We start from the raw sequence: 21,972 nt of genomic DNA, 5'->3' as shown, positions 1-21,972 counted from the left end.
ACGGAGTTAGCCGGTCCTTCTTCTGTCGCTAACGTCAAAGATAGCAAGTATTAATTACTACCCCTTCCTCACGACTGAAAGTGCTTTACAACCCGAAGGCCTTCTTCACACACGCGGCATGGCTGCATCAGGCTTTCGCCCATTGTGCAATATTCCCCACTGCTGCCTCCCGTAGGAGTCTGGGCCGTGTCTCAGTCCCAGTGTGGCTGATCATCCTCTCAAACCAGCTAGGGATCGTCGCCTTGGTGAGCCATTACCCCACCAACTAGCTAATCCCACTTGGGCTAATCTTTACGCGAAAGGCTCCGAAGAGTCCCCTCCTTTGGTCCGAAGACATTATGCGGTATTAGCAGTCGTTTCCAACTGTTGTCCCCCACGTAAAGGCATATTCCCAAGCATTACTCACCCGTCCGCCGCTCGTCAGCAAAGTAGCAAGCTACTCTCTGTTACCGCTCGACTTGCATGTGTTAAGCCTGCCGCCAGCGTTCAATCTGAGCCATGATCAAACTCTTCAATCAAAAGTTTTTTCGCTCAAAGTTAAAAACTGAAATTATTACTGTGTTTTACAGTGCAAGACTCCAGTTCACTTAAGCTTAATTTTTTCGCTTAAGGTCCTGTGAGTGCTCACACAGATTGCTTGATAAATTGTTAAAGAGCGTTGCTTCTTGCCGAAGCGAGGTGCGCATTCTACGCTTTCCTCTGTGGCTGTCAACCGCTTTTTAATATTAATTAAGAAGAAGTTTTTCAACCGGCTAACTCAGCCCTAGGCCTTGCTAACCTTGACGTAGCCTTGCTTCGCTTTAGCGCGCTGCGTGCCGTGTCAGTGGAGGTGCATTATAGGGATCGATTCCCGCGGCGCAAGCGTTTTTTGAAGAAAATCACAATTAATTTTGAATTGATAATTAACCCCCAACTAAGCCACAAAATACCCACAAACTTATCCACAGAAAAGCAAGTTCGCGACTAAACAAGCCTATGAATTAAAAGTAATTGTGTCATTTAGCAAGTTTCTGATAGAGAAATTGTACATTTTCTAGCTTATCGGCAAAAAGCTGGCTACCATGATGTCGCAATTTTGTTAAAAAATTGCTTTCCATTATTCTGAATACATTGAGCATTGAATTTATTATGAAAAATTCCAGTTTATCTGTTGTCATACTTATAGCGGTAGCAGTTGCTGCCTATTTTGTGGCTGCCGCAGTCGCTCCACTACAGCCTTTATACCTATCTATAGCAGTAATTGTTGGCGGCGCCATCGTATTGTTAAGTTCTAACGGTGCTACTAGCGACGAACAACCAGCAAGTTCATCAACGAATGAATCATCCGACGGTATGGAAACACAAACCCTATACGTTGGTAACCTGCCTTATCGGGCAAACGAGTCAGCTATTCGCAAATTATTCTCAGATTACGGCCAAGTAGTATCAGTGCGTTTATTGAAAGATAAGCAAACCGGTAAACGTCGCGGCTTTGGTTTTGTTGAAATGGCAGCTAAAGATGCACCAAAAGCAGTTGAAGCCCTAAACGAACAGGAGTTTCAACAACGCACTTTAAAGGTTCGTGAAGCGAATGAGCGTAAAGAAGCCTAAGTAAATAGTTGCAAGCTACTTAGTTGGTAAGCTTGTAGCTGTTTTAACAACGAAGAATTAGCGGGATGCATAGTGCAGTAAGCATGAGCTTCCGCTTTTTTTTGGCTTAGATTCAAGGCTTCGTTAGTTGATAGCAAACTGTGTACACGATTGGCTATCGCGGCGCCGGAGTCAACCAAACATACTCGCTCACCCAATACTTGCTGGATTTCATCCTTTAATAAGGGGAAATGTGTGCAACCTAATACCACGCAATCTAGATCATCAAACAATAACCACGATGCTAACGCCTGCTTTACATCTTCAAGCGCTATAGATTCACCTGCTAGTTTTTGTTCTGCCAATTGCACTAATAATGTAGAACCGAGTAACTCAACGCGACAATCTTTAGCAAAGTCTGCAATAAGTTGTTCAGTATAACTGCGCTCTACGGTACCGGGAGTCGCCAAAACACCAAAGTGGCGAGTGATGCTTTTGTTCGCAGCAGATTTTATCGCAGGCACAACGCCAACTATTGGTATGGAGAGAGTTTCGCGCAAAGAAGGAAGGGATAAGGTACTGGCAGAATTACACGCCACAACCACCAGATCGGGGTTAAACTTATTTACTGCCTTAGTAAGCAGTTCGACCACACGGGTAATCAGTTGTTGGTCGTCTAACTCCCCATAGGGAAAATAAAGGTTATCGAACAAGTAGCTGTATTGCATATTAGGATTTCGCTGCTGCAGTTGCTCTAAAACAGATAAACCACCCACACCAGAATCAAAAACAAGAACGTGCATTACTCTACCAATAAGCCTTTAAAATAATTCAGCCCTAGTTTAACCAAAGCTAGGGCTGAGAGCTATGTTAAAGCGTAAACCTTAAAACTGGTAACTTGCGCCCAACTCAAAGGTACGACCTTGTGCTTGGTAGTCGTTTACTGTTGAGTACTGCTTATCAAATACATTTCGTAGTTTCGCATCAACACGTAACCCGCTAGCAAACTTATAGTTAGCACTTAAATCCCAAATTGAATGGCTATCAATGGTTGTAGTATTTGCTGCATCTTCATACGAATCTCCGCGCCATAGAAAATCGACGACAACTTGCAGGCTCTGCCAATACATATCAGCTTTATACTTAACTTGCTCCTCTGGACGGCGAATCAAGTTTTTATCGGTACTACGATCCTTTGGATCTAAAAACTCTACAATTACCCTATGGTTTACCCAAGCTGTAGAAAACTCACCTTGGAACTCGATACCCTGAATGCGCGCATCACTTACATTGTCTGGTGTCCATAATGGCCATGTATCAGGCGTTCCAGTGTAGTCGTTATCACAACGCGCTACACACCCCCAAGCAATAAGATTATCCACGTCATTACGAAATACATTAAGCTGCCATTGGCTTTGCAGTAAATTAAGCTCTAAGCCCAACTCACTATTAGTTGACGTTTCTGCTTTTAAACTAGGGTTTTCGCTACCTGGGTAGTAAAGATCGTTAAAAGTTGGTGCTCTGAAGGCGGTGCCATGCAATGCATTAAAGCGCATTGACGGTTGGAACTGCCAAGCCCAACCTAGGTTATAGGTAGTGTGGTCACCGTAATGTTCGTTATCATCATAACGTAAGCTACCCTCGAGAGTATGCTGGTCGTAGTCTGCTCGCGTACCAATATGGGCCGCTTTGTTATCTCGGCTTTCTTGTTGATAAATCAAGCTTGTACCAGAAATATCATCTTTTTGATAATCAAGCCCGCCTTGCAATAACCATTGCTGGTTAAGTTGGTAGCCCAGTAGCCAGTTAGCAGCAACTCGTTCTGTAGAATAGCGCTGGGGATCAACAAAATTATCGGCTGGAGCTGTATCCGATTGGTCTTGTTGGGAGTTTAATGCGAACTCACTATTGATTCGGTCTTGAGCGTAATTAACACTAGCACCGTAAACGGTCTGCTTGTGCTTGGTTAAAGCTTTACCACCTTGAATAAATTCGGACTCGCTATCATTTAGGAGTAAAAATACTCGTCCACGCCAAGCTTGGTTGAATTCATGATCCAAGCTTAACAATCCTCCAAAGGTATCGTAGCCATAGTCTTCGTCTAAGTTATCTTGTGGACGAATATCATAGCCATTGCTCTTATCTTTGCTAAAAATAACATTGTACTGAGTAGCATCATCTAGTTGTCCGCTTGCACGAGCGGCAAGCTTCACAGTTTCTTGAGTACCAACTGCAGCTTTCAAGCCGTGATACTCGCTGCCAAAACTAGGGCGAGTAATAATATTGATTACCCCGCCTACGGCATCGGCGCCGTAAATCGAAGCTCTCGCACCACGTAAAATCTCAATACGCTCAACAAACTCCAAAGGTAGTAATGACAACTGCGCGCCGCCATTTGTAGCAGTATTGATTCGCACGCCATCGATAAGAAACAAAGATTGTGCCGAGCTGGTACCACGAATAAACACACTTTCGGTATGTCCTTTACCGCCATTACGGGTAACGCTAATACCCACTTGCTGACTTAGCACATCAATAATGTCTTGAGCGCCGCTGCTTTCAATTTCGCTACGGCTAACCACAGTAAGTGGCGCAATAACACTGGCTTCGGTTTGTTCCATGCGGTTGGCGGTAACAACCATAGTAGCTGGCTGTTCTGTTTGGGGTGCTTGCTGGGTTTCTTGGGCATAGCCAAAAGCTGGCGCTACTGCGGCCAGTAATATGAACTTCTTCATCGATGTAATCCTAATCGTCGCGTAGTACTTTGCTGTTATAAGCATGTGCGATGTGGCAGGTATTCGGACTTAGAGGCGTATTACTTGTACTACGGCTGCGACTTCCCGTTTGGCGATACAAACAGTGTCTGGAGATCCTTGGAAAAGGCCAATCCTTGAGCTTTCGTTCCTCATTACCGCTGCGCGTCAGTTCCGGATTTGCACCAGATTCCCTATTAAGCTTGAGTATTTACTACGCAAGCACCACAGCGGGCGAGATTATAAGCGAGGCTTAATGTGATTGATAGCACAAAAAGCCGCCCTTTTACCCAACTTGAAATTAACTAATGTTGTCGGCTGCGTTATTCGCAGTAGCAGGTGTGTTGTTAAACATCGCCAAAGCTTCAGCCATGCGGTCGGCAAAACCTTTAAAGCGTTCTACATCTGCTTGTTTGTTTTCTTCGTCGCTAGGGCTAGAAATAGGCAGTATTCCAGCCAATAGCGTTTCGGTGGCAGATTCAGGTTGAGCAAACAAAGCACTCACCTTGGCTTGAATATCTTGCCAAGAACTCAAAAACTCACTTAAGTCTGGTACCAGCTCAGAGCCACCAGAGGATTTGTCATTAGCTTGTTGATAGGCTTGCGTAACCGCTACGCTTTGTTGTTGCTGAAAGTTAACCGCAAAGCCAACTAGCTGCTGTTCGTCGAAACCAATATTTAAGGCTTGATCAAAGGCTTTATCTAAATCGCCCGAGAAAAACTGCTGGCCAACCTCATCAACCTGTTTAATCAAATCTGCAATTGCCGCCAATTCATCACCATTAAGGTCACCCTCAACCGAAAAGCTGAATTGTTGCTGCGAGGAAAAAGAGGCTTGGATAGAAGAACGCCCTTCACTATAACTGGCGGCTAATTGCGAGCCATAGCTAATAGTGACTTTATCGCCTTCTGCTGTTTCTAACTCCATAGTGGCGGATTGCGAACTAGACATTGCCAGTTGGCTATAAAGAGGAGCAGATTGAATTTCGTAATCACCTTCTTCAATCTTTTCTAAACCTTCTTGAATTAGGTCATAACTCTTATCGATGCCTTTTTCTAACTCTTCATTAAGAATACCCGCATCACTAAGTTCCTCACGGGCACCTTCAAAACCCATATCTACCCCTTTTCGGGCTTGGGCCATCATTTCGGCAAGCTTATCTTCCGACATCCCCGACTGTTTAGCACTATGCAGGGAACTGGCAACAAAATTAAGCACGTTTCGAGCGACTTCTTCAGCATCAAACACGCTCACTTGCTGGGGTTTAGGGAGGCTTACTCCACCCGTTGCCATAGACAAGGTATGTTTTTCAATAGAACTTAATAACACATGGCTAGCTACCGCACCTTGTTGGTTTAAGCTTGCCTTGTCATCAGCCAAGTTATTGCGTTTCTCAATCGTCGGTGCCGACTGCTGCAACAAGCGCTCGGCATACTGTTGTACGGGGGTTTTGCCCACGCCATTCAGTTCGTTCATAAAGCCTCCACGGATTTACCCTAGTCACAGCTTATCGGCGACCAAAATTAAAACTTTAGAAATATTATCACTATTATTGTAGATAAACTGGACAAGCAAGCCACGCCCCTTTAAATTGCGCTGCTTGCTAGAACAGAGGAACGGCCATGAGCGCTATTGCATACTACCCAGAACAGTACCAACAACTATTGGCCGACAAAGTGGCAAAACGCTTAGAGCAGTTTGCCGAATTTTCGCCTGCTCAACCGAGTGTATTTGCATCACCGACGAAACATTATCGAATGCGTGCCGAGTTTAGAGTGTGGCATGAAGGTGACGATCTCTTCTACATAATGTTTGATCAGCAAACCAAACAAAAATTTAGAGTAGACAGCTTTCCTCCGGCTAGCGAAATCATCAACCAGCTTATGCCAATTTTAGTTGAGCAGCTAAAACCAAATCCGCTGCTGCGCCACAAACTGTTTCAAGTGGACTTCTTATCTACTTTAAGCGGCGAAGTGATAGTAAGCATGCTCTACCACAAGCCTATCGACGAGGCATGGCGCTTAGAGGCCGAAAAACTAAAAGCAGAGCTAAGCAAGCAGTTTTCCATTCAGCTAATTGGTCGCTCACGTAAACAAAAAATGTGCTTAGACCAAGATAGAGTAGATGAAGTACTTACTGTTAATGGTGAAAAACTTATTTACCAGCAAATAGAAAACAGCTTCACTCAACCTAACGCAATAGTAAATCAACATATGTTGGAATGGGCGCAAAGTGCCACCAGCGATAGCCGAGGTGATTTGCTAGAACTGTATTGTGGCAATGGTAACTTCTCATTAGCCTTAGCCAAAAACTTCGATCGCGTGTTAGCCACCGAAATCGCCAAACCCTCGGTTGAAGCAGCGCAATACAACATTAAACATAACAACATCGACAATGTAAAAATCATTCGTTTGTCGGCAGAAGAATTTACTCAAGCCATGTTAGGTGAGCGCGAGTTCCGCCGCCTAAAAGAAGCAGATGTTGATTTAAGAACCTATCAATGCGATACCATTTTGGTAGACCCACCACGAGCGGGTTTAGATGATGCTACCTTAGGCATGGTGCAAGGCTACGACAACATTGTTTATATCTCGTGTAATCCTAATACACTTTACGACAATTTAAGTGAGTTAAGCCGTACTCACAAAATTAGCCATTGGGCGCTGTTTGACCAGTTTCCCTATACCGACCACATCGAAGTAGGCATGTACCTGCAGCGTCGCTAGCACAAGTATTCACCCGCAACTTAAAGCCGCGTTAATTGACGCGGCTTTTTACTATTTGAAATAGTGCTCTGCTAAGCACGGTCTCCATTTATGGCTTACTCAGCATCTAGGGAAGATTATGAAACAGACTATATTTGCCACCACTTGCTTGATATTCAGTTTAAGCAGCTTTGCCAATGAGCCGGTAAGCACCAGCTTTTGGAGCGACAAAGCCATAGGCGGAATCGACATAACCAGTTACCAACTTGCTCAAGAACAAGCCAATCGCAACATTCAGCAGGGCAATAAAAAGTATACCGTGAGGTGGAAAGAGGCAAACTGGCAGTTTGCCAGTCAACAAAGCGCCGACAAATTTGCGGCTAGTCCCGAGACCTACCAAGCTAAATACAACGGATTTTGTGCCAATGCGCTGTCTTTAGGCGAGGGCTTAATTGCAACCGATGGCCAAGTGTGGGAATTTTTTGATAACCAACTGCATCTATTTTTTGCAGAAAAAGGTCGCCAACGCTGGTTAAAAGGAGATTGGAAAGCCTACCAACAACAGGCCGATTTAGCATGGAAGCAGGCTTTACAATAACTTAAAAATTCAAACCTTAGCGTTTAAAGCCACCTAACTTAAACATCAACCATAAGCCAATAAACAAACAGATGATTAGCAATACTAAGTTGCTACCGATGTCGGGGAACTGAGCACGCAACATGGCCGAATAACCCAGCGCGCCCAGCAAAAAGGCGGCTACACTCATTAAGGGTGAGTCTTCACTTAAGTCTTTCTCAGTATATAAGTGGTACAGCTGCATAATGGCCAGTACAAAGGCAATGATTGGAAACACCGAAAACTTTAACTCAGGCACCGTAAACAGGGCCAAGCTGGCGTTACCACATAAGCCTGCAATAAAAGCTAGCAATAGCAGCGATTTTCTTACCTTCATATTCACCTCTTAACTTAAGGCTTCCGAGCGATTGTAGAGTGCCGCTCCCTTGGCAACAATGCGTAACTGTTTAATGGTTTTATCGGCCAACAATTGGCGATCAAACTCGGCTAAATCTAAAGCAGATGCTCCAGCATTAAAAACAATGATCACCATTGCCTCGGCTTGCATTTGCGCATCCTCTCGCGGGCAGCGATATTGCAGCTCTAAATAGTCGGTAAGCTCGGCAATAAAATGGGCGATCTCCCGCGCCACAGCGGCCCTAAAAGCCGGAGATGTCCCTGAACGCTCACGCAGCAACAAACGAAACACATTAGGATTGTTATAAACAAACTCCATAAAGGTTTCTACCGAGGTGCCAATAACACTGCCACCACTGGCAATAATGCGCTGGCGCGCTTGGCGCATAAGCTGGCGTAAGGTTAATCCACCTTCATCTACTAAGGTTAGTCCCAGTTCTTCCATATCGGAAAAGTGACGATAAAAAGAAGTGGGTGCAATACCCGCTTCCCTAGCCACTTCCCTCAAACTTAAGCTCGACAAACCACGTTCAGCACTTAGCTGACTAAACGCAGCATCAATAATTGCTCTACGTGTTTTCTCTTTTTGCTGGGCCCTAACGCCACTCATAAACCTGCCACTTTCTTTCTATTTGTAGGGCTATCATACCGTGAGTAGTAAAAAACCCAAATCGAACAATGCAAATCCTCACAAACCAAGTTTTTAACCATGAATCGTTTCTTGAACAGAATAATCAAAATGAAAACCATTTCATAAAAAAACAATATTCTCAATTAAACGAAAGATGCGAGCTGGGTCAATTTTCCATCAATCTGAAAACGCTATCAAGTATCTAGTCTACAGACGCTGTGATTAACTGAGCTCATATAAGTTGTATTTAGCAAGGATGAATAATGAATTGGTCCAAGAGCGCCATCTCAATGGCAGTAGTATTTGGTTTAAGTGCTTGTGGCGGTGGCGGCGGTGATGGCGGCGGCAACGGCGGAACACCTGATTATGAATACCAAGCTTATGCTTGTGATGCTGAAATTTATGAAAAAGCCAAAGAACTGCGCATCTATCAAGTGATGACCGAAGCGTTTATCGATGGTGATTCAAACCACGACTACAACGACGGTTACGGTACTAGCCACCACAAAGGTGACCTGCAAGGTATTATTGACTCGCTTGATTACATCCAAAGCTTAGGCATGAATGCCGTTTGGATGACGCCTATCTTTGACTCAGAAGGCGATAGCAAGCTAGATGCTACCGGTTACTTTACCCGTAATTACTTCGCCATCGATCCTAACTTTGGCACCATAGAGCAAGCTCGCACATTAGTAAATGAAGCACATGCGCGTGGCATGTACGTAATCTTTGATGGCGTATTTGGTCACCATAAAGGCAATGTAACTCCTTCTCCAAATGGCTTAACGCCTTCAGGCTCTGATAACCCTGTTAGCTACCCAGGTACCGATAACGATACCCTTGAGTTTTATAAAGAAGTTGCTAGCTACTGGGTAACAGAACTGGGTATCGATGGCTGGCGTCTAGACCAAGCTTATCAAGTACCTGTTGGTGCATGGGGCGAAATTCGTAAAGCGGTTGAAGATGCATCTAAAGCAACCACCTACACCATGAATGGCGAAACTGTTAATCCTATGGGCTACCTAGTTGCCGAAATCTGGAGAGGTGAATCTGAAATTGCAGAACAGGCTTATGGAACAACAGAACAGCCCGGTTTATGCTCAGCCTTTGATTTCCCAGGTCGATACCGCATTGTTCAGTCTTATGCTGTGGAAGAAAGTGGCGGCAATAATCACAGCGCGGGCAACCTAGCCAGTGTATTTAGCACACATTCTGCTTACCCTGAACACGCCGTTCCTAATGGTTTTATCTCTAACCACGATTTAGTTCGCTTAGGCGACTTACAACAGCGCGGCAACATCGCAGAACCGAATGAATCAGAATACTGGTTACGACATAAAGCAGCAAATGCGTTTTTGGCTGCCTATTCAGGACCAATTACTTTCTACTATGGCGAAGAAATTGGCGATGAAGTACCTGGCTTTGCCGACCAAGAAGACAACACTACCTGTGCAGCAGTTGGTTTGTGTGATGACCACGTAGCTCGAAACAGCGGAAAAGTTGAAGGCTTGCCAACTGGCGCCCGAACCAACGGTGATATATTTACAGCTAATACTGAGCAAGCAGATTTGCGTGACTACATATCAACGCTAATGCAAATTCGTTCAGAAAACCCAGCCTTATATAAAGGCGAACGCACTGCAATCGTTACCGACGAAGCAGTCAATGTTTATTTTGACCACAAGTTGTCTGGAGATAACGTAGTATTATTCCTAGCCAATACTAGCACTTCAGCCAAAACTGTTACCGTTAGCGATGCGCAAATTGGTAGCAATGGCGACCTGAAAGACTTAGTTAGCGATGCCCTTATTTCTCAAGCTTCTGGTGAATATGAAATCACATTAGGAGCCCTAGAGTCTCGCTTCTTAGAAGTTGTAGATCCTTCTCCAGAAGGCCCAGATACAGGCGGCATTGTGGGAGAAGGCGAGTTAGCAGATTGTACCCTACCTGATTCAAGTGAAGTTGGGCCAATCGGCGAAGATGTATTTGCTCGTGGTTCTCACAACGGCTGGGCTGCGGTCGATTCTCACAAACTAAACTACAAAGGTAACAACCTCTATCAATTGGTATTTGATGAGCCTAGTGATACAGCCTTTGGCTTTAAATACGCAGTTGCTGAGTGGAGTGACGACAGTACTAAGCGTTTCGAAGTGTCGACTCCGAGTCAAACTGTTGTATTAGGAACAACACTCCCAGTATCACGCATTGAAGGCTCTGGTAAAGAAATGAACGTAACGATTCCTGAAGCAGGTAAGTACGTTTATAGCCTTAAAATTGACAATGCAGATCCTGTGTCAGCTGCTGGCACAATGATGGTAAGCAAGTGTGAGTAAAAATTGAGGGGTGGCTTCATGCCACCTTTTCTTGTGCGGAAGGTTTTCTAGCAACCCTTAAAACTAGAGTGAAGGTAGCAACCTTCAAGCGTTTGTAAACACCCTTAATATCCTATTTGGCCTCTTAGTTTAAGAGGCCTTTTTTTATCCAACATCAGCTTATTTAAGGCTTTTACAAAGGCTAACTAAATCAGCTTGAATAGCCCCTGCTGTCACTTCTCTGCCCGCGCCTGGCCCTTGAATCACCAAAGGGTTTTGCTTGTACCATAAGCTCTCAATGGCAAACACATTGTCACAAGGTTTAAGGTTAGCAAAAGGATGAAGTGCATCAATTGCCGATAAGCCAACTTCAGCCTCTCCCTTTTGATTCACTTTGGCTAGAAAACGAATCACTTTGCCTTGACGTTTAGCGTCATTAAAGGCTTCTAACATGCTTTGGTCTAGCTCGCTCATCGAGTCTAAAAACTGCTCTACCGTTAAGGCCGCTAAATGCTCTGGCACTAAAGAGCTAAGCGCAATATCGGCTAGCTCCAACTGTAACCCCGCCTCTCTAGCTAAAATAAGCAACTTGCGCTGCACATCTTTCCCAGAAAGATCCTCGCGAGGATCTGGCTCGGTTAGACCTTGATTTAAGGCATCGGCGAGCAATTCAGAAAAGGCCACTGTTCCGTCGTACTGTTGAAACAACCAACTCAAGGTACCAGAAAATATTCCTGAGATAGTATGAATCTCATCGCCAGAGTCGCGCAAACTTTGAATACTTTTTTGCACTGGCAAGCCCGCCCCTACTGTGGCGTTGCTTAACCATTGCGCACCATGGTCACTAAAGGCCTGCTGCAAGGCTGAATAATTAGCTTGCTCACTCGCCCCTGCATGCTTGTTAGTGGTAATAAGGTGGAAACCATGTCGAGCAAACTCACCATAATAAGCGCTTAATGCCTCACTAGCGGTAATGTCTAACACAGCAAGCTCGTCATAGGGATGACGCTTTAGCTTATCAAATATCTCTGGCCAAATAAGTGCAGTATCGGCCTCACTGCTGTTTAGCTGCTCAAGCGCTAAGCCAGCAAAATCTAAATGGCCAGCTTTACTAGAAAACACACCCGCCAAACACAACTCAATTTGATGTTGCTGCTCCAACTTAGCCTGTTGCTGGCTAAACAACTCAAGCCACTGGCTACCGATGTTACCTTTACCAAATACCACCAAACCCAACTTGGTTTTTTGCTTGAATAAGTGGCTATGCAAGTCTTTTAATAGCGGCTCTAAGGTGATTTTTCTCACCACCGCACACAAACTTAATTTATCAGCACTAGAGTGAATAAACTCTAATGGCTGTTCAGCCAGATGCTGAAAAAACTGGTAACACTGCTGCGGGTTATCACACACGCCCGCACCCACTAGAGCCACTAAACTGTAACCTTCGCTACGTTCAATTTTTTGGATATGAAATTGGCTCGCCAGTTGGTCTATTTTTGCTAAGGCTTCATCCACAAGCTCACAGGTGTAAGCCATACGTAAAGAACCGGTTTCGCTATGTTTATGGCGAGTAGCAGGTGCTAAATGGCTACAGGCCAAAGCTTCTAACAACGCGGTGGCATTGTGAGAAAAATCTTCGGTAAAAGTAAGCTCCAGCAATACCACATTGTCTACCGAGGTAACAATTTTAGCGCTGTGGCTGTTTGCGCCCTTACGGTGAATTAAGGTTTGTCCATCGTTGGGAGCGTAGCTGCAACGCAAGTTCACTTTTTGGCGAGAGCGCGCCAGTGGCTCTAAGGTGCGCGCATGCAATACCGAGGTACCAATTCGCGATAATTCTGCAGCTTCATTCAACGCAAGGTTTTCGAGCAATACCGCATCTTTCACTAAACGTGGATCAGCACTATAAATACCAGCTACATCACTCCAAATCGTAGTAGACACTGCATCGGCCAAGGCGGCTAACTCGGTAGCCGAGTAATCACTGCCGTTGCGACCTAAAGTCACGGTACGCTGCTCACTATCACTACAAATAAACCCCGTTACCACTATACGGCAAGCGGCTTTTTCAGCTAAACATTTAGCTAATAACGGTGTACTTTGCGCAACATCTACTTGCGGTTGAGTAGATAACTCCGCTTTAAAAAACTGGCGAGAATCTAACCACTCGGCTTGGCAATCTTGAGCACTTAACAAAGCAGCTAATAAACGTGCAGACCAACGCTCGCCAAAAGACAATACTTCATTACAGGTAAAGGCTGTAAGCTCACCTTCAAGAATACTAGCGATTTGGTGATGTTCGCCATCAAGCGCTGTTAGGATCAGTTTGGCAGCGGCTTCATCAAGAAGCTCATTCACCAACTTGCTTTGGAATTCAATTAAACCGGTTAGCGCATCGGCTGCAGCATTATCGGCCTGTTTAGCCAACTCAATAATATTGATTAAACGGTTAGTGGTTTTACCCGCTGCCGATACCACAATTAAATCCTGTGCTTGGGTATGCTCGGCCACAATGGCCGCCACCCGCTTAAAGCACCCTGCATCAGCTAAGCTGCTGCCACCAAATTTATGCACATGTCTATTTACCGACATGACTTACCTCTCTACAACGCTGGTAAAACTACAGTTGGGCAAAGGCCTGCTGTAAATCATTAACTAAATCTTGCGAATCTTCCAAGCCTACCGATACCCGCAATAACTGATTAGAAATGCCAGCCTCTTCTAGCGCTTCCGCCGACATCGCAGCGTGTGTCATGGTAGCCGGATGAGCAATTAGACTCTCTACGCCACCTAAAGATTCCGCCAAAGAAAACAACTGTAAGCTTTTTAAAAACTTAACCATTTGGCTTTCTTCTAAATTCAATTCAAAACTGAACATAGCACCAAAGCCTTTTTGCTGGCTTTGCGCTAAAACATGCCCAGGATGCTCTGGTAAACCAGGATAGTAAATCGCGCCTACCGCTTCTTGTTGCTGCAAACATTCCACCAGGGCTTGGGCATTTTGTTGGTGTACATTCATACGTGCTTTAAGGGTACGCAAACCTCGCAAAGTAAGGTACGAATCAAAAGCAGAACCCGTTAACCCTAAACAGTTTGCCCACCACGCCAATTGCTCGGCCAGTTCTTCGTTGGCTGCAACCACCATACCGGCCACCACATCCGAGTGGCCGTTAATATATTTAGTGGCCGAGTGCACCACAATGTCGGCACCTAACAAAATTGGCGTTTGCAAGGCAGGCGACAAAAAGGTGTTGTCTACCACTACCAACGTGCCAGCAGCATGTGCTTGCTCGGCAATGGCTTTAATGTCTACAATTCGAAGCAAAGGGTTACTTGGGGTCTCTAACCACACCAATTTAGGCTTCTTAGCCAATAGCTGAGCTAGAGCTGCGTCATCGTTTTGATCAACAAAAGCCACTTCAAAGGCATTCTTTTTAGCTAGGCTGTCGAATAAACGGTAGCTACCACCGTAACAATCATGCGGCGCAACCAATAAATCGCCAGGCTCAAGCAAGGCAGTAACAAGGTTAACCGCCGACATACCGGTGTTAGTAATTACCGCACCAGCGCCATGTTCTAAATCGGCAATCGCCTCGGCTAAAATGTGGCGAGTAGGGTTACCTGAACGGCTGTAATCAAACTGGCGTTTTTGGTTAAAATCAGCAAAGCTGTAGTTACTCGACAAATAAATAGGCGGTACTACCGCACCGTGTTGGGTATCACTTTCAATACCGCTGCGCACTGCTATAGTAGCCGCTTGTAGATCTTTTAAAGACATTGCTGATTTACTCCCTCAATTTATCCTGCCACTTTACCACTAGCAAAAAAGACGTCAACACTTCTAGACGTCTAAATGTCTTTGCTGTTGGATTGCTAAGTCGCATTTCCCCCGTTACAATAGGGTCTCTTTAGTTTGGTGTGTATTGCAGAATGTCTACAGATTGGAATGGTGAGTGGATCAGCCCTTACGCTGAGCACGGTAAAAAAAGCGAACAAGTAAAAAAAATCACAGTATCTATCCCACTAAAAGTGCTAAAGATATTGACCGATGAGCGAACCCGTAGACAAATAAATAACCTACGCCACGCCACCAACAGTGAGCTACTTTGCGAAGCATTTTTGCACGCCTACACAGGCCAGCCGCTCCCCGACGACGCCGACTTGCAAAAAGACAAGCCCGACCCGGCCTTAGAGAAAGCCGCCCAAGCGGAATTGGATAAAGAAGAATAAGAAACTAGGAAGCCGCTCATTGAGCGGCTTTTTTGTTGCCTAAACCCAGCGTACGACAAATTATTTTCACCAACTTTTACTCATAAACTGTAATCAAATTGAGGGCTTACCGGTCTGTAAACAGGCTCTTAACTTAAAATAGGTAAAAGGATGAAAACGTCGTACCCTCCTCAGTTAGCCTCAAAACTATCGCTTGGTCTTTTATGTTTAAGGCTAAGCATTGCCCTCGTGTTTACAATATGGGCCTTAGATAAAGTACTTGTGCCAGAGCATGCAATAAAAGTGTTCTCTGGCTTTTACGGATTAAATTTAACCACCAATACACTTATTGCCATGGGGCTTGCACAACTGGCCTTTATCGCAGCCTTTACCTTAGGTTTATGGAAAAACATCACCTACCTTGCAGTATTGGTACTGCATGCTGGTTCAACATTTTCTTCATTTGCTAAGTATCTAGACCCATTTAATAACTTATTGTTCTTTGCTGCTTGGCCAATGCTCGCTGCATGCTTAGCTCTCTATTTGCTGCGAGATTATGACACTTGGACTTTGGGTAAAGCTCACTCTTTAGAGCAGAGAGAAGAAGCCAACAACTAAGTACTAATTGATAAAACGAAGCCGCTGATTAAGCGGCTTTTGTTGCTTTATCTTACCTAAGGCTACGCTTGCCTCCATTTGCTTTATTTCTCATCTGTTAGCTAAACGCTCCCGTTTCGCCTAACTGCGACGTCATTTTCTTTGAACAACCAAAGAAAATGAAGCAAAAGAAAGGTTGCCCCGCATTATCTGAACACTCAGGAGACACTAAATATGAAGTGAAAGTTTGTACTGCGTTTGCTAATGAGTTCAGCTGCGTATGTCTAACTTCGAAAGAAAATAAGCTCAGCAAAACATTAAGCAATCGACTTTCTAGTTTAGTTAGTTATCATCCTCAAAAAAATTTCTATTTTAAGTCAGTTAATAACGTCAAGGATGATCATGAAAAAGCTATACACAGCTGCGCTAATTCTATTAGCAGGATGTGCCAGTACTGAATCAAATACCGAAGTAACTTCAACAATTCTCGACTACGGGATTTACGGGCAATCAAGTCTCACAGGAGAATACTCAGCAAGCAATACGCCAAACGATTCGGTACTAACGGGTAAGAGTGGAAAAGTCACTAAGCAAACAACTGAGATAGCAGCTCAAGTGGGTACAACTTTTGGTTATTGTTTTGAAGTAAAAGCTGGACAAAAAAAGGTTGAAGTAACTAAATCGATTACCAGCCCTGAAATGATAGATGATGACGGGAAAATCTATACTTCGATGTCATACAGTAAAACGCTAAAACTAAAAAACGGGACAACGAGTAATTGTCATTTCTACTTCATCGAAGAAAAATGGGAAGCTGTTACTGGTGACTGGTTATTTGAAGTATTCCATGAAGGTAAACTTCTAACTAAAAAGCAATTTAGCTTAATCTAAAAACTATTAAGCCCCAGACACAAAAAAAGCGCCCTTAGGCGCTTTTTGTTTGCTGTGTAGCGAAAATAAGGCTGGCTTATTTTTTGCCCAATACAGCGAATTTCTTGTTGAAACGATCAACACGACCACCGGTATCAACGTTACGTTGCTTACCAGTGTAGAACGGGTGACATTTGTCACATACGTCTAGGAACATTGCGCCAGTGCGAGTAGATTTAGTTTCGATTACGTTACCGCAAGAACAAGTAGCAGTAAGTACTTCGTAAGTTGGGTGGATATCAGTTTTCATGGATTACCTCAATACTTGGGCCGTATCGCCATCTGGTCGCCACAATTGACACCAAACACCATACGAAAGCAACTCTATCAGAGCCTATAAATTTTAGGTGGCGGATCATATAAGAAGCCACCTAGCATAGCAAGCACCCAACAACAAAAAGCGGGCAAAAATTCGCCAAACGCTTGATTTGCTCCGCAAGGTGCTCTGCCAGTAGAATGAGACAGGTTTTTTGCTTGAGTTTATTCATTAGTGTCGATTGTTCGTGTTGCCTTAGCTATTCCCCTGCGTCGCCTTTTTGATTACAGCGTGCCAGCAAACACCCCCATGCCAGCCATTGGTACTCGGGTAAAGGTGCCTTTTGGTAAAGGCGAAAAAGTGGGTTTGGTAATAGAACACCCCAGCGATAGCGACATTGCCGAAGATAAACTCAAACCATTTAGTGAATCACTCGATCAACAAGCATTATTACCAGAAAGCCTATTTAAGCTACTTAATTGGGCTAGCTCTTATTATCACCACAGCTTAGGAGATGTTATCAGCCAAGCCTTGCCGGCACTTTTACGCAAAGGTGAGCCAGCCAAAGCTAAAAGCATTGTTGTGTGGCGTTTAAGCGAGCAAGGCAAAGCGGCCGATCTAGCTAACTTTACCCGCGCCCCCAAGCAAGGGGTTGTATTAGGCAGCTTGCAACAGCAAGAAGATGGCCAGCTGAGTGACGAACAATGCAAGCAACAAGAATTATCCCGTACTGCCATTAAAGCGCTAGTAGATAAAGGTTTTATCGAAAAACATGAGATTACGCCCGCACCAGCGCTGTGGTCGAAAAGCGATACCAACAACCAAGCCTCGCTGAAGCTTAATGCAGAACAAGCCATTGCAGTGGCGGCAGTCAATCAAAGCATTGGCAGTTTTCAGGCCTTTCTTATCGAGGGTATTACCGGGTCGGGCAAAACCGAGGTGTATTTAAATATTATTGCCGAAGTGCTTGCTAAAGGTAAACAAGCCTTAGTATTGGTGCCCGAAATTGGCTTAACGCCACAAACCTTAGCGCGCTTTGCCGAGCGCTTTAAAGTGCCGGTTTATGCGATTAACTCTGGGTTAAACGACACCGAACGTTTTACCGCATGGCTTAAAGCCAAACAAGGCGAAGCAGGCATTATTATTGGCACGCGTTCGGCAGTATTCACCCCCATGAAAAACCCTGGGGTAATTATTATCGATGAGGAGCACGACAGCTCTTTTAAGCAGCAAGACAGCTTTCGCTACCACGCGCGCGATTTAGCCATAGTGCGTGCCCGCTTAGAAAAAATGCCGGTGGTGCTTGGCTCTGCCACCCCATCGCTAGAAAGTTTGCACAATGCGCTAAGCGGCCGTTACTCACACTTAGAACTAAAGCAACGCGCCGGTAATGCAGTATTGGCCGAGCAACAATTACTGGATATTCGCCAGCAACCTTTATCCTCAGGTTTATCACCAGCACTAATTAAAGCCATGCGCATTGAGTTAAAAGCTGGCCGCCAAGTAATGCTGTTTTTAAATCGCCGAGGTTACGCCCCTGCGTTGCTGTGCCATGAGTGTGGCCATGTATGCGAATGTGAGCGTTGTGAGGCTTACTTTACCTATCATCAGCAGCCTCGCCATTTAGCTTGTCACCACTGTGGCAGCCAAAAAGCCGTGCCACACCAATGTGAAAAATGTGGCTCTACCAACTTGGTAACAACAGGTTTAGGCACCGAGCAGTTGCAAGAAGCCTTGCTGGAGATATTTCCCGAATACAAAGTGGCGCGTATCGACCGCGACAGTACCCGCCGCAAAGGCAGCTTAGAACAGTTACTGGACGATATTCACAACAACCAATACCAAATATTAATTGGCACCCAAATGTTGGCCAAGGGCCACCACTTTCCAAATGTAACCTTGGTTGCCTTATTAGACATAGACCACGCGTTGTTTTGCTCTGATTTTCGTGCGCCAGAACGCTTAGCCCAACTTTACGTTCAAGTAGCTGGCCGAGCTGGTCGAGCGAACCTGCTGGGCAAGGTGTTGTTGCAATCTCACCACCCTGAACACGAGCTGTTGCAAGATCTTATCAACAACGGTTACCAACATTTTGCTCGCTTTGCCTTAAACGAGCGTAAAGATACCGAACTACCGCCCTTTAGCTTTCAGGCGCTGTTTCGCTTTGAAGCTGCCGATGGCAACGCAGTTAACGAGCTTAGCCAACAGCTATACCAACTTGCTCAACCGTTACAGCAGGGCGAAACGTGGGTATTTCCGCCCTGCCCTGCGCCACAAGCTCGCCGTGCGGGTAAGTTTCGTATGCAACTGTTGATTCAAGCCGAACAACGCCCGCAATTGCACCAATTGGTTTATCGCCTGTTACCTCAACTAGAAAGCTTAAAACTAAGCCGCAAAGTACGTTGGTCACTGGATATCGACCCTTACGACATGCAATAAATCTAAGGCTTTTTGTAAGGCTTAAAAGATCAATCTCTCGCCAAGCAGCACCTAGGATCTTCGGTGATTTCCCCTAGCTTCCAAAACTAAGGCTAATTAGCCCAGATAAGAGATAGTTTTCGTCACAAATTGTCGGTAAAATGCCCGCTTTGTACAATTTATTTACGCGAGATTGGTGCCAACCTACATGAAAGAGCTTATTCAACAACTTCTGGAACAAACGGTCACAGCCCTAAAACAACAGCAGGTGCTGCCTGAAGGATTCGAACCACGTATCCAAGTAGACCGAACCAAAGATAAAGCTCACGGTGATTTAGCCACCAACCTTGCGCTAATGGCTGCTAAGCCTGCGGGCAAAAACCCACGCGAGTTGGCTCAACTCATCGTAGATAACCTACCGGCTTCAGCCTTGGTAGAAAAAACTGCGATTGCGGGACCAGGCTTCATTAACTTCTACCTAAACAATGATTGGTTAGCGTCGCAAGTTGAAGCTATGGCTAGCTCGCCAACCGCTAACGTTAAGCCTGCTGACAAAGCCCAAACTATTGTGGTGGATTACTCAGCGCCAAACGTAGCCAAAGAAATGCACGTAGGCCACTTGCGCTCAACCATTATTGGCGACGCTGTTGTTCGCACCTTAGAGTTTTTAGGTCACAAAGTGGTTCGCGCTAATCACATTGGCGACTGGGGTACTCAGTTTGGCATGCTAATCGCCAACCTAGAAGAAGTAGAGGCGCGTGGCACCGATGCTGGCGATATTGAATTAGCCGACTTAGAAGTATTTTACCGCGAATCTAAAGCACGCTACGACAGCGACGAAGTATTTGCCGAACGTGCCCGTAACTATGTAGTAAAACTGCAAAGTGGCGACGAGTACTGCAACACTATGTGGCGCAAACTGGTAGACATTACCCTTAGCCATAACCAAGCCGTTTACGACCGCTTAAATGTATCGTTAACTAAAGACGATGTTATGGGCGAAAGCATGTACAACCCCATGCTTAACGACGTGGTAGCCGATTTAAAACAACAAGGTTTAGCAGTAGAAGATAATGGCGCTACCGTGGTATTCCTTGATGAATACAAAAACAAAGACGGCGACCCAATGGGTGTGATCATCCAGAAAAAAGATGGCGGCTTCTTGTATACCACCACCGACATCGCCTGTGCTAAATACCGCTACCAAAACCTTAATGCAGACCGAGTACTGTACTTCATTGACTCACGCCAGCACCAGCACCTGATGCAAGCTTGGAACATTGTTCGCAAAGCCGGTTACGTGCCAGAGGAAGTTCCATTAGAGCACCACGCCTTTGGTATGATGTTGGGCAAAGATGGGCGCCCATTTAAAACCCGTAGCGGCGGCACTGTTAAGTTAGTGGACTTATTAGAAGAAGCTGAGCAACGCGCGCAAACCATCGTGGCTGAAAAATCTCGCGATTTAGATGCCGAGCAACAAGTGGTAGCCGCTAAAGCGATTGCTATGGGTGCAGTAAAATACGCCGATTTATCGAAAAACCGTACTACCGACTACATTTTTGATTGGGAAAACATGTTGGCCTTTAACGGCAATACAGCTCCTTACTTGCAGTACGCTTATACCCGTATCCAATCAATTATTCGCCGCTCGGAAGTGGATGTAGCCAATTTGCAGCAAGCAATTAGCTTAGAGCAAGATGCCGAAATTGCATTAGCACAAAAACTTATTCAATTTAGCGATGCGGTACATAACGTGGCTAACAAAGGTATGCCACACATGATGTGTAACTATCTCTACGAGCTAGCGGGTGCCTTCATGACCTTCTACGAGGCCTGCCCAATTCTTAAAGAAGACGTAGCAGCCGATACTAAATCTAGCCGTTTACGCCTAGCCTCGCTTACCGCCAAAGTTCTTGACCAAGGCCTATCACTACTAGGAATTGAAACCCTGGAACGTATGTAAGCATGGCCAAGGATTACGTAGGGCGTAGTAAGCCCAAGAAGCGCGCGGCTAAACCTAGCCGCGCGGTATCTAACAATAAACGTTTCCCTTTACCGCTAGCATTAGCGGTAATTGCGGCTATTGTGGGATTTGCAGCGTTGCTCTTTAATATTAAAGGCACAGCCCCAACCCCCGCACCAGAGCTAAGCGAGATAGTAAAACCTAAAACAGCCACGCCCACTAAACCCAAAACAACGCTGCCCGAGCCACCTAAAGAACGTACTTACGTTAAAGAGCTAGAAGAGAAAAAGGTTGAAGTAGAGATTGCCGAGCAGTCCTCTAAACCAAGCAAGCCTTATCAAATGCAGTGCGCGTCTTTTCGCAGCCGAGATAAAGCCGAAGAAAGCAAAGCGCTTATCGCCTTTGCCGGCCTAGAAAGCCAAATTAGACGCACCGAAGGGAAAAACGGCGCATGGTATCGAGTGGTTTTAGGTCCTTACCCCACTAAACGCGACGCAGAACGTGCTCGACACATACTGCAGCGAGCCAAAATTAATGGCTGCCAAATTTGGCATTGGAACTTCTAAAACACCTCCCACACTAAATAAGCTGAATAATCCTAATTCAGCTTATTTTTTAATTAGTTAGAATCAAAGTAGTATTAAAGTTTTGTATT

18 protein-coding genes, 1 rRNA gene and 1 riboswitch (1 of these 20 only partly in view) are annotated in these 21,972 nt (G+C 45.1%); of the genes, 10 read left to right on the top strand and 9 right to left on the bottom strand.

The window, feature by feature from the left end; translation table 11 throughout:
• Positions 1 to 518: ribosomal RNA gene (locus K5620_RS02040) — 16S ribosomal RNA — on the bottom strand (it extends 1,027 nt beyond the left edge of the window).
• Between the two features lie 610 nt (positions 519 to 1,128).
• On the opposite strand from K5620_RS02040, the gene K5620_RS02035 reads away from it, so the two are divergent.
• Positions 1,129 to 1,590, top strand: coding sequence for an RNA recognition motif domain-containing protein (locus K5620_RS02035; protein ID WP_016399689.1), 462 nt, complete (start codon positions 1,129 to 1,131; stop codon positions 1,588 to 1,590).
• Here the strand turns inward: K5620_RS02035 and murI are convergent.
• From murI to K5620_RS02020, 3 genes are all read right to left on the bottom strand, one after another.
• A complete protein-coding gene (gene murI, locus K5620_RS02030; protein WP_016399690.1) occupies positions 1,587 to 2,372 on the bottom strand; it encodes a glutamate racemase in 786 nt (261 codons plus the stop codon). The two genes, K5620_RS02035 and murI, sit on opposite strands and share 4 nt — an antisense overlap.
• 81 nt (positions 2,373 to 2,453) lie before the next feature.
• Positions 2,454 to 4,304 carry a TonB-dependent receptor domain-containing protein gene (locus K5620_RS02025; RefSeq protein WP_016399691.1) on the bottom strand — a complete coding sequence of 617 codons (1,851 nt, stop codon included), beginning with the start codon at positions 4,302 to 4,304 and terminating at the stop codon, positions 2,454 to 2,456.
• A gap of 37 nt (positions 4,305 to 4,341) precedes the next feature.
• Positions 4,342 to 4,567, bottom strand: a riboswitch (cobalamin riboswitch).
• A 56-nt stretch (positions 4,568 to 4,623) separates the two neighbouring features.
• Positions 4,624 to 5,799, bottom strand: coding sequence for a DUF5610 domain-containing protein (locus K5620_RS02020; protein ID WP_016399692.1), 1,176 nt, complete (start codon positions 5,797 to 5,799; stop codon positions 4,624 to 4,626).
• Between the two features lie 146 nt (positions 5,800 to 5,945).
• On the opposite strand from K5620_RS02020, the gene trmA reads away from it, so the two are divergent.
• Together trmA and K5620_RS02010 are read left to right on the top strand one after the other, a co-directional pair.
• Positions 5,946 to 7,049, top strand: a complete 1,104-nt coding sequence (gene trmA, locus K5620_RS02015) for a tRNA (uridine(54)-C5)-methyltransferase TrmA (RefSeq protein WP_016399693.1) — start codon at positions 5,946 to 5,948, stop codon at positions 7,047 to 7,049.
• 118 nt (positions 7,050 to 7,167) lie between these two features.
• Positions 7,168 to 7,626: a YHS domain-containing (seleno)protein gene (locus tag K5620_RS02010; protein WP_016399694.1), complete on the top strand. Its 459-nt coding sequence runs from the start codon at positions 7,168 to 7,170 to the stop codon at positions 7,624 to 7,626.
• A 16-nt stretch (positions 7,627 to 7,642) separates the two neighbouring features.
• Here K5620_RS02010 and K5620_RS02005 read toward each other — a convergent pair whose 3' ends face one another.
• Both K5620_RS02005 and fabR read right to left on the bottom strand, forming a co-directional pair.
• Entirely contained in the window at positions 7,643 to 7,981 is a 339-nt protein-coding gene (locus K5620_RS02005; protein ID WP_016399695.1) for a DUF1422 family protein, read from the bottom strand.
• Between the two features lie 9 nt (positions 7,982 to 7,990).
• Complete coding sequence (gene fabR / locus K5620_RS02000; RefSeq protein WP_016399696.1) at positions 7,991 to 8,611, bottom strand: HTH-type transcriptional repressor FabR; 621 nt, start codon at positions 8,609 to 8,611, stop codon at positions 7,991 to 7,993.
• Between the two features lie 284 nt (positions 8,612 to 8,895).
• Between fabR and K5620_RS01995 the strand changes: the two genes are divergently transcribed.
• Positions 8,896 to 10,965 carry an alpha-amylase family glycosyl hydrolase gene (locus K5620_RS01995; RefSeq protein WP_016399697.1) on the top strand — a complete coding sequence of 690 codons (2,070 nt, stop codon included), beginning with the start codon at positions 8,896 to 8,898 and terminating at the stop codon, positions 10,963 to 10,965.
• Positions 10,966 to 11,124: 159 nt separating this feature from the next.
• Here the strand turns inward: K5620_RS01995 and metL are convergent, their stop codons facing one another.
• Together metL and metB are read right to left on the bottom strand one after the other, a co-directional pair.
• Entirely contained in the window at positions 11,125 to 13,536 is a 2,412-nt protein-coding gene (gene metL / locus K5620_RS01990) for a bifunctional aspartate kinase/homoserine dehydrogenase II (RefSeq protein WP_016399698.1), read from the bottom strand.
• A 28-nt stretch (positions 13,537 to 13,564) separates the two neighbouring features.
• Complete coding sequence (gene metB, locus K5620_RS01985; RefSeq protein ID WP_016399699.1) at positions 13,565 to 14,722, bottom strand: cystathionine gamma-synthase; 1,158 nt, start codon at positions 14,720 to 14,722, stop codon at positions 13,565 to 13,567.
• Positions 14,723 to 14,874: 152 nt separating this feature from the next.
• Here metB and metJ point away from each other — a divergent pair, with 152 nt between their 5' ends.
• From metJ to K5620_RS01970, 3 genes are all read left to right on the top strand, one after another.
• Positions 14,875 to 15,174: a met regulon transcriptional regulator MetJ gene (gene metJ, locus K5620_RS01980; protein WP_016399700.1), complete on the top strand. Its 300-nt coding sequence runs from the start codon at positions 14,875 to 14,877 to the stop codon at positions 15,172 to 15,174.
• Between the two features lie 228 nt (positions 15,175 to 15,402).
• On the top strand, positions 15,403 to 15,771 hold the full coding sequence (locus K5620_RS01975) for a hypothetical protein (protein WP_246612308.1): 369 nt from the start codon (positions 15,403 to 15,405) through the stop codon (positions 15,769 to 15,771).
• 381 nt (positions 15,772 to 16,152) lie between these two features.
• Positions 16,153 to 16,641, top strand: a complete 489-nt coding sequence (locus tag K5620_RS01970) for a DUF3859 domain-containing protein (protein ID WP_016399702.1) — start codon at positions 16,153 to 16,155, stop codon at positions 16,639 to 16,641.
• Positions 16,642 to 16,717: 76 nt separating this feature from the next.
• On the opposite strand, the gene rpmE is transcribed toward K5620_RS01970, so the two are convergent.
• Positions 16,718 to 16,930: a 50S ribosomal protein L31 gene (rpmE, locus tag K5620_RS01965; protein ID WP_016399703.1), complete on the bottom strand. Its 213-nt coding sequence runs from the start codon at positions 16,928 to 16,930 to the stop codon at positions 16,718 to 16,720.
• A gap of 240 nt (positions 16,931 to 17,170) precedes the next feature.
• Here rpmE and priA point away from each other — a divergent pair, with 240 nt between their 5' ends.
• From priA to K5620_RS01950, 3 genes are all read left to right on the top strand, one after another.
• Positions 17,171 to 19,375: a primosomal protein N' gene (gene priA / locus K5620_RS01960; RefSeq protein ID WP_016399704.1), complete on the top strand. Its 2,205-nt coding sequence runs from the start codon at positions 17,171 to 17,173 to the stop codon at positions 19,373 to 19,375.
• Positions 19,376 to 19,562: 187 nt separating this feature from the next.
• Positions 19,563 to 21,317 (top strand): arginine--tRNA ligase, encoded by a 1,755-nt coding sequence (gene argS, locus K5620_RS01955; protein WP_016399705.1) that lies wholly within the window; start codon positions 19,563 to 19,565, stop codon positions 21,315 to 21,317.
• Positions 21,318 to 21,319: 2 nt separating this feature from the next.
• A complete protein-coding gene (locus tag K5620_RS01950; RefSeq protein ID WP_016399706.1) occupies positions 21,320 to 21,883 on the top strand; it encodes an SPOR domain-containing protein in 564 nt (187 codons plus the stop codon).
• Positions 21,884 to 21,972: the final 89 nt, after the last annotated feature.

The sequence above is a fragment of the Agarivorans albus genome (assembly GCF_019670105.1).
Classification (GTDB): Bacteria; Pseudomonadota; Gammaproteobacteria; order Enterobacterales; family Celerinatantimonadaceae; genus Agarivorans; species Agarivorans albus.
This window is presented reverse-complemented; position numbering and strand designations above follow the sequence as displayed.

Bases quoted from the DNA above. Each gene is read 5' to 3' on its own strand.
- K5620_RS02035 (WP_016399689.1), top strand. From the start codon at position 1,129: ATGAAAAATTCCAGTTTATCTGTTGTCATACTTATAGCGGTAGCAGTT.
- murI (WP_016399690.1), bottom strand. From the start codon at position 2,372: ATGCACGTTCTTGTTTTTGATTCTGGTGTGGGTGGTTTATCTGTTTTA.
- K5620_RS02025 (WP_016399691.1), bottom strand. From the start codon at position 4,304: ATGAAGAAGTTCATATTACTGGCCGCAGTAGCGCCAGCTTTTGGCTAT.
- K5620_RS02020 (WP_016399692.1), bottom strand. From the start codon at position 5,799: ATGAACGAACTGAATGGCGTGGGCAAAACCCCCGTACAACAGTATGCC.
- trmA (WP_016399693.1), top strand. From the start codon at position 5,946: ATGAGCGCTATTGCATACTACCCAGAACAGTACCAACAACTATTGGCC.
- K5620_RS02010 (WP_016399694.1), top strand. From the start codon at position 7,168: ATGAAACAGACTATATTTGCCACCACTTGCTTGATATTCAGTTTAAGC.
- K5620_RS02005 (WP_016399695.1), bottom strand. From the start codon at position 7,981: ATGAAGGTAAGAAAATCGCTGCTATTGCTAGCTTTTATTGCAGGCTTA.
- fabR (WP_016399696.1), bottom strand. From the start codon at position 8,611: ATGAGTGGCGTTAGGGCCCAGCAAAAAGAGAAAACACGTAGAGCAATT.
- K5620_RS01995 (WP_016399697.1), top strand. From the start codon at position 8,896: ATGAATTGGTCCAAGAGCGCCATCTCAATGGCAGTAGTATTTGGTTTA.
- metL (WP_016399698.1), bottom strand. From the start codon at position 13,536: ATGTCGGTAAATAGACATGTGCATAAATTTGGTGGCAGCAGCTTAGCT.
- metB (WP_016399699.1), bottom strand. From the start codon at position 14,722: ATGTCTTTAAAAGATCTACAAGCGGCTACTATAGCAGTGCGCAGCGGT.
- metJ (WP_016399700.1), top strand. From the start codon at position 14,875: ATGTCTACAGATTGGAATGGTGAGTGGATCAGCCCTTACGCTGAGCAC.
- K5620_RS01970 (WP_016399702.1), top strand. From the start codon at position 16,153: ATGAAAAAGCTATACACAGCTGCGCTAATTCTATTAGCAGGATGTGCC.
- rpmE (WP_016399703.1), bottom strand. From the start codon at position 16,930: ATGAAAACTGATATCCACCCAACTTACGAAGTACTTACTGCTACTTGT.
- argS (WP_016399705.1), top strand. From the start codon at position 19,563: ATGAAAGAGCTTATTCAACAACTTCTGGAACAAACGGTCACAGCCCTA.
- K5620_RS01950 (WP_016399706.1), top strand. From the start codon at position 21,320: ATGGCCAAGGATTACGTAGGGCGTAGTAAGCCCAAGAAGCGCGCGGCT.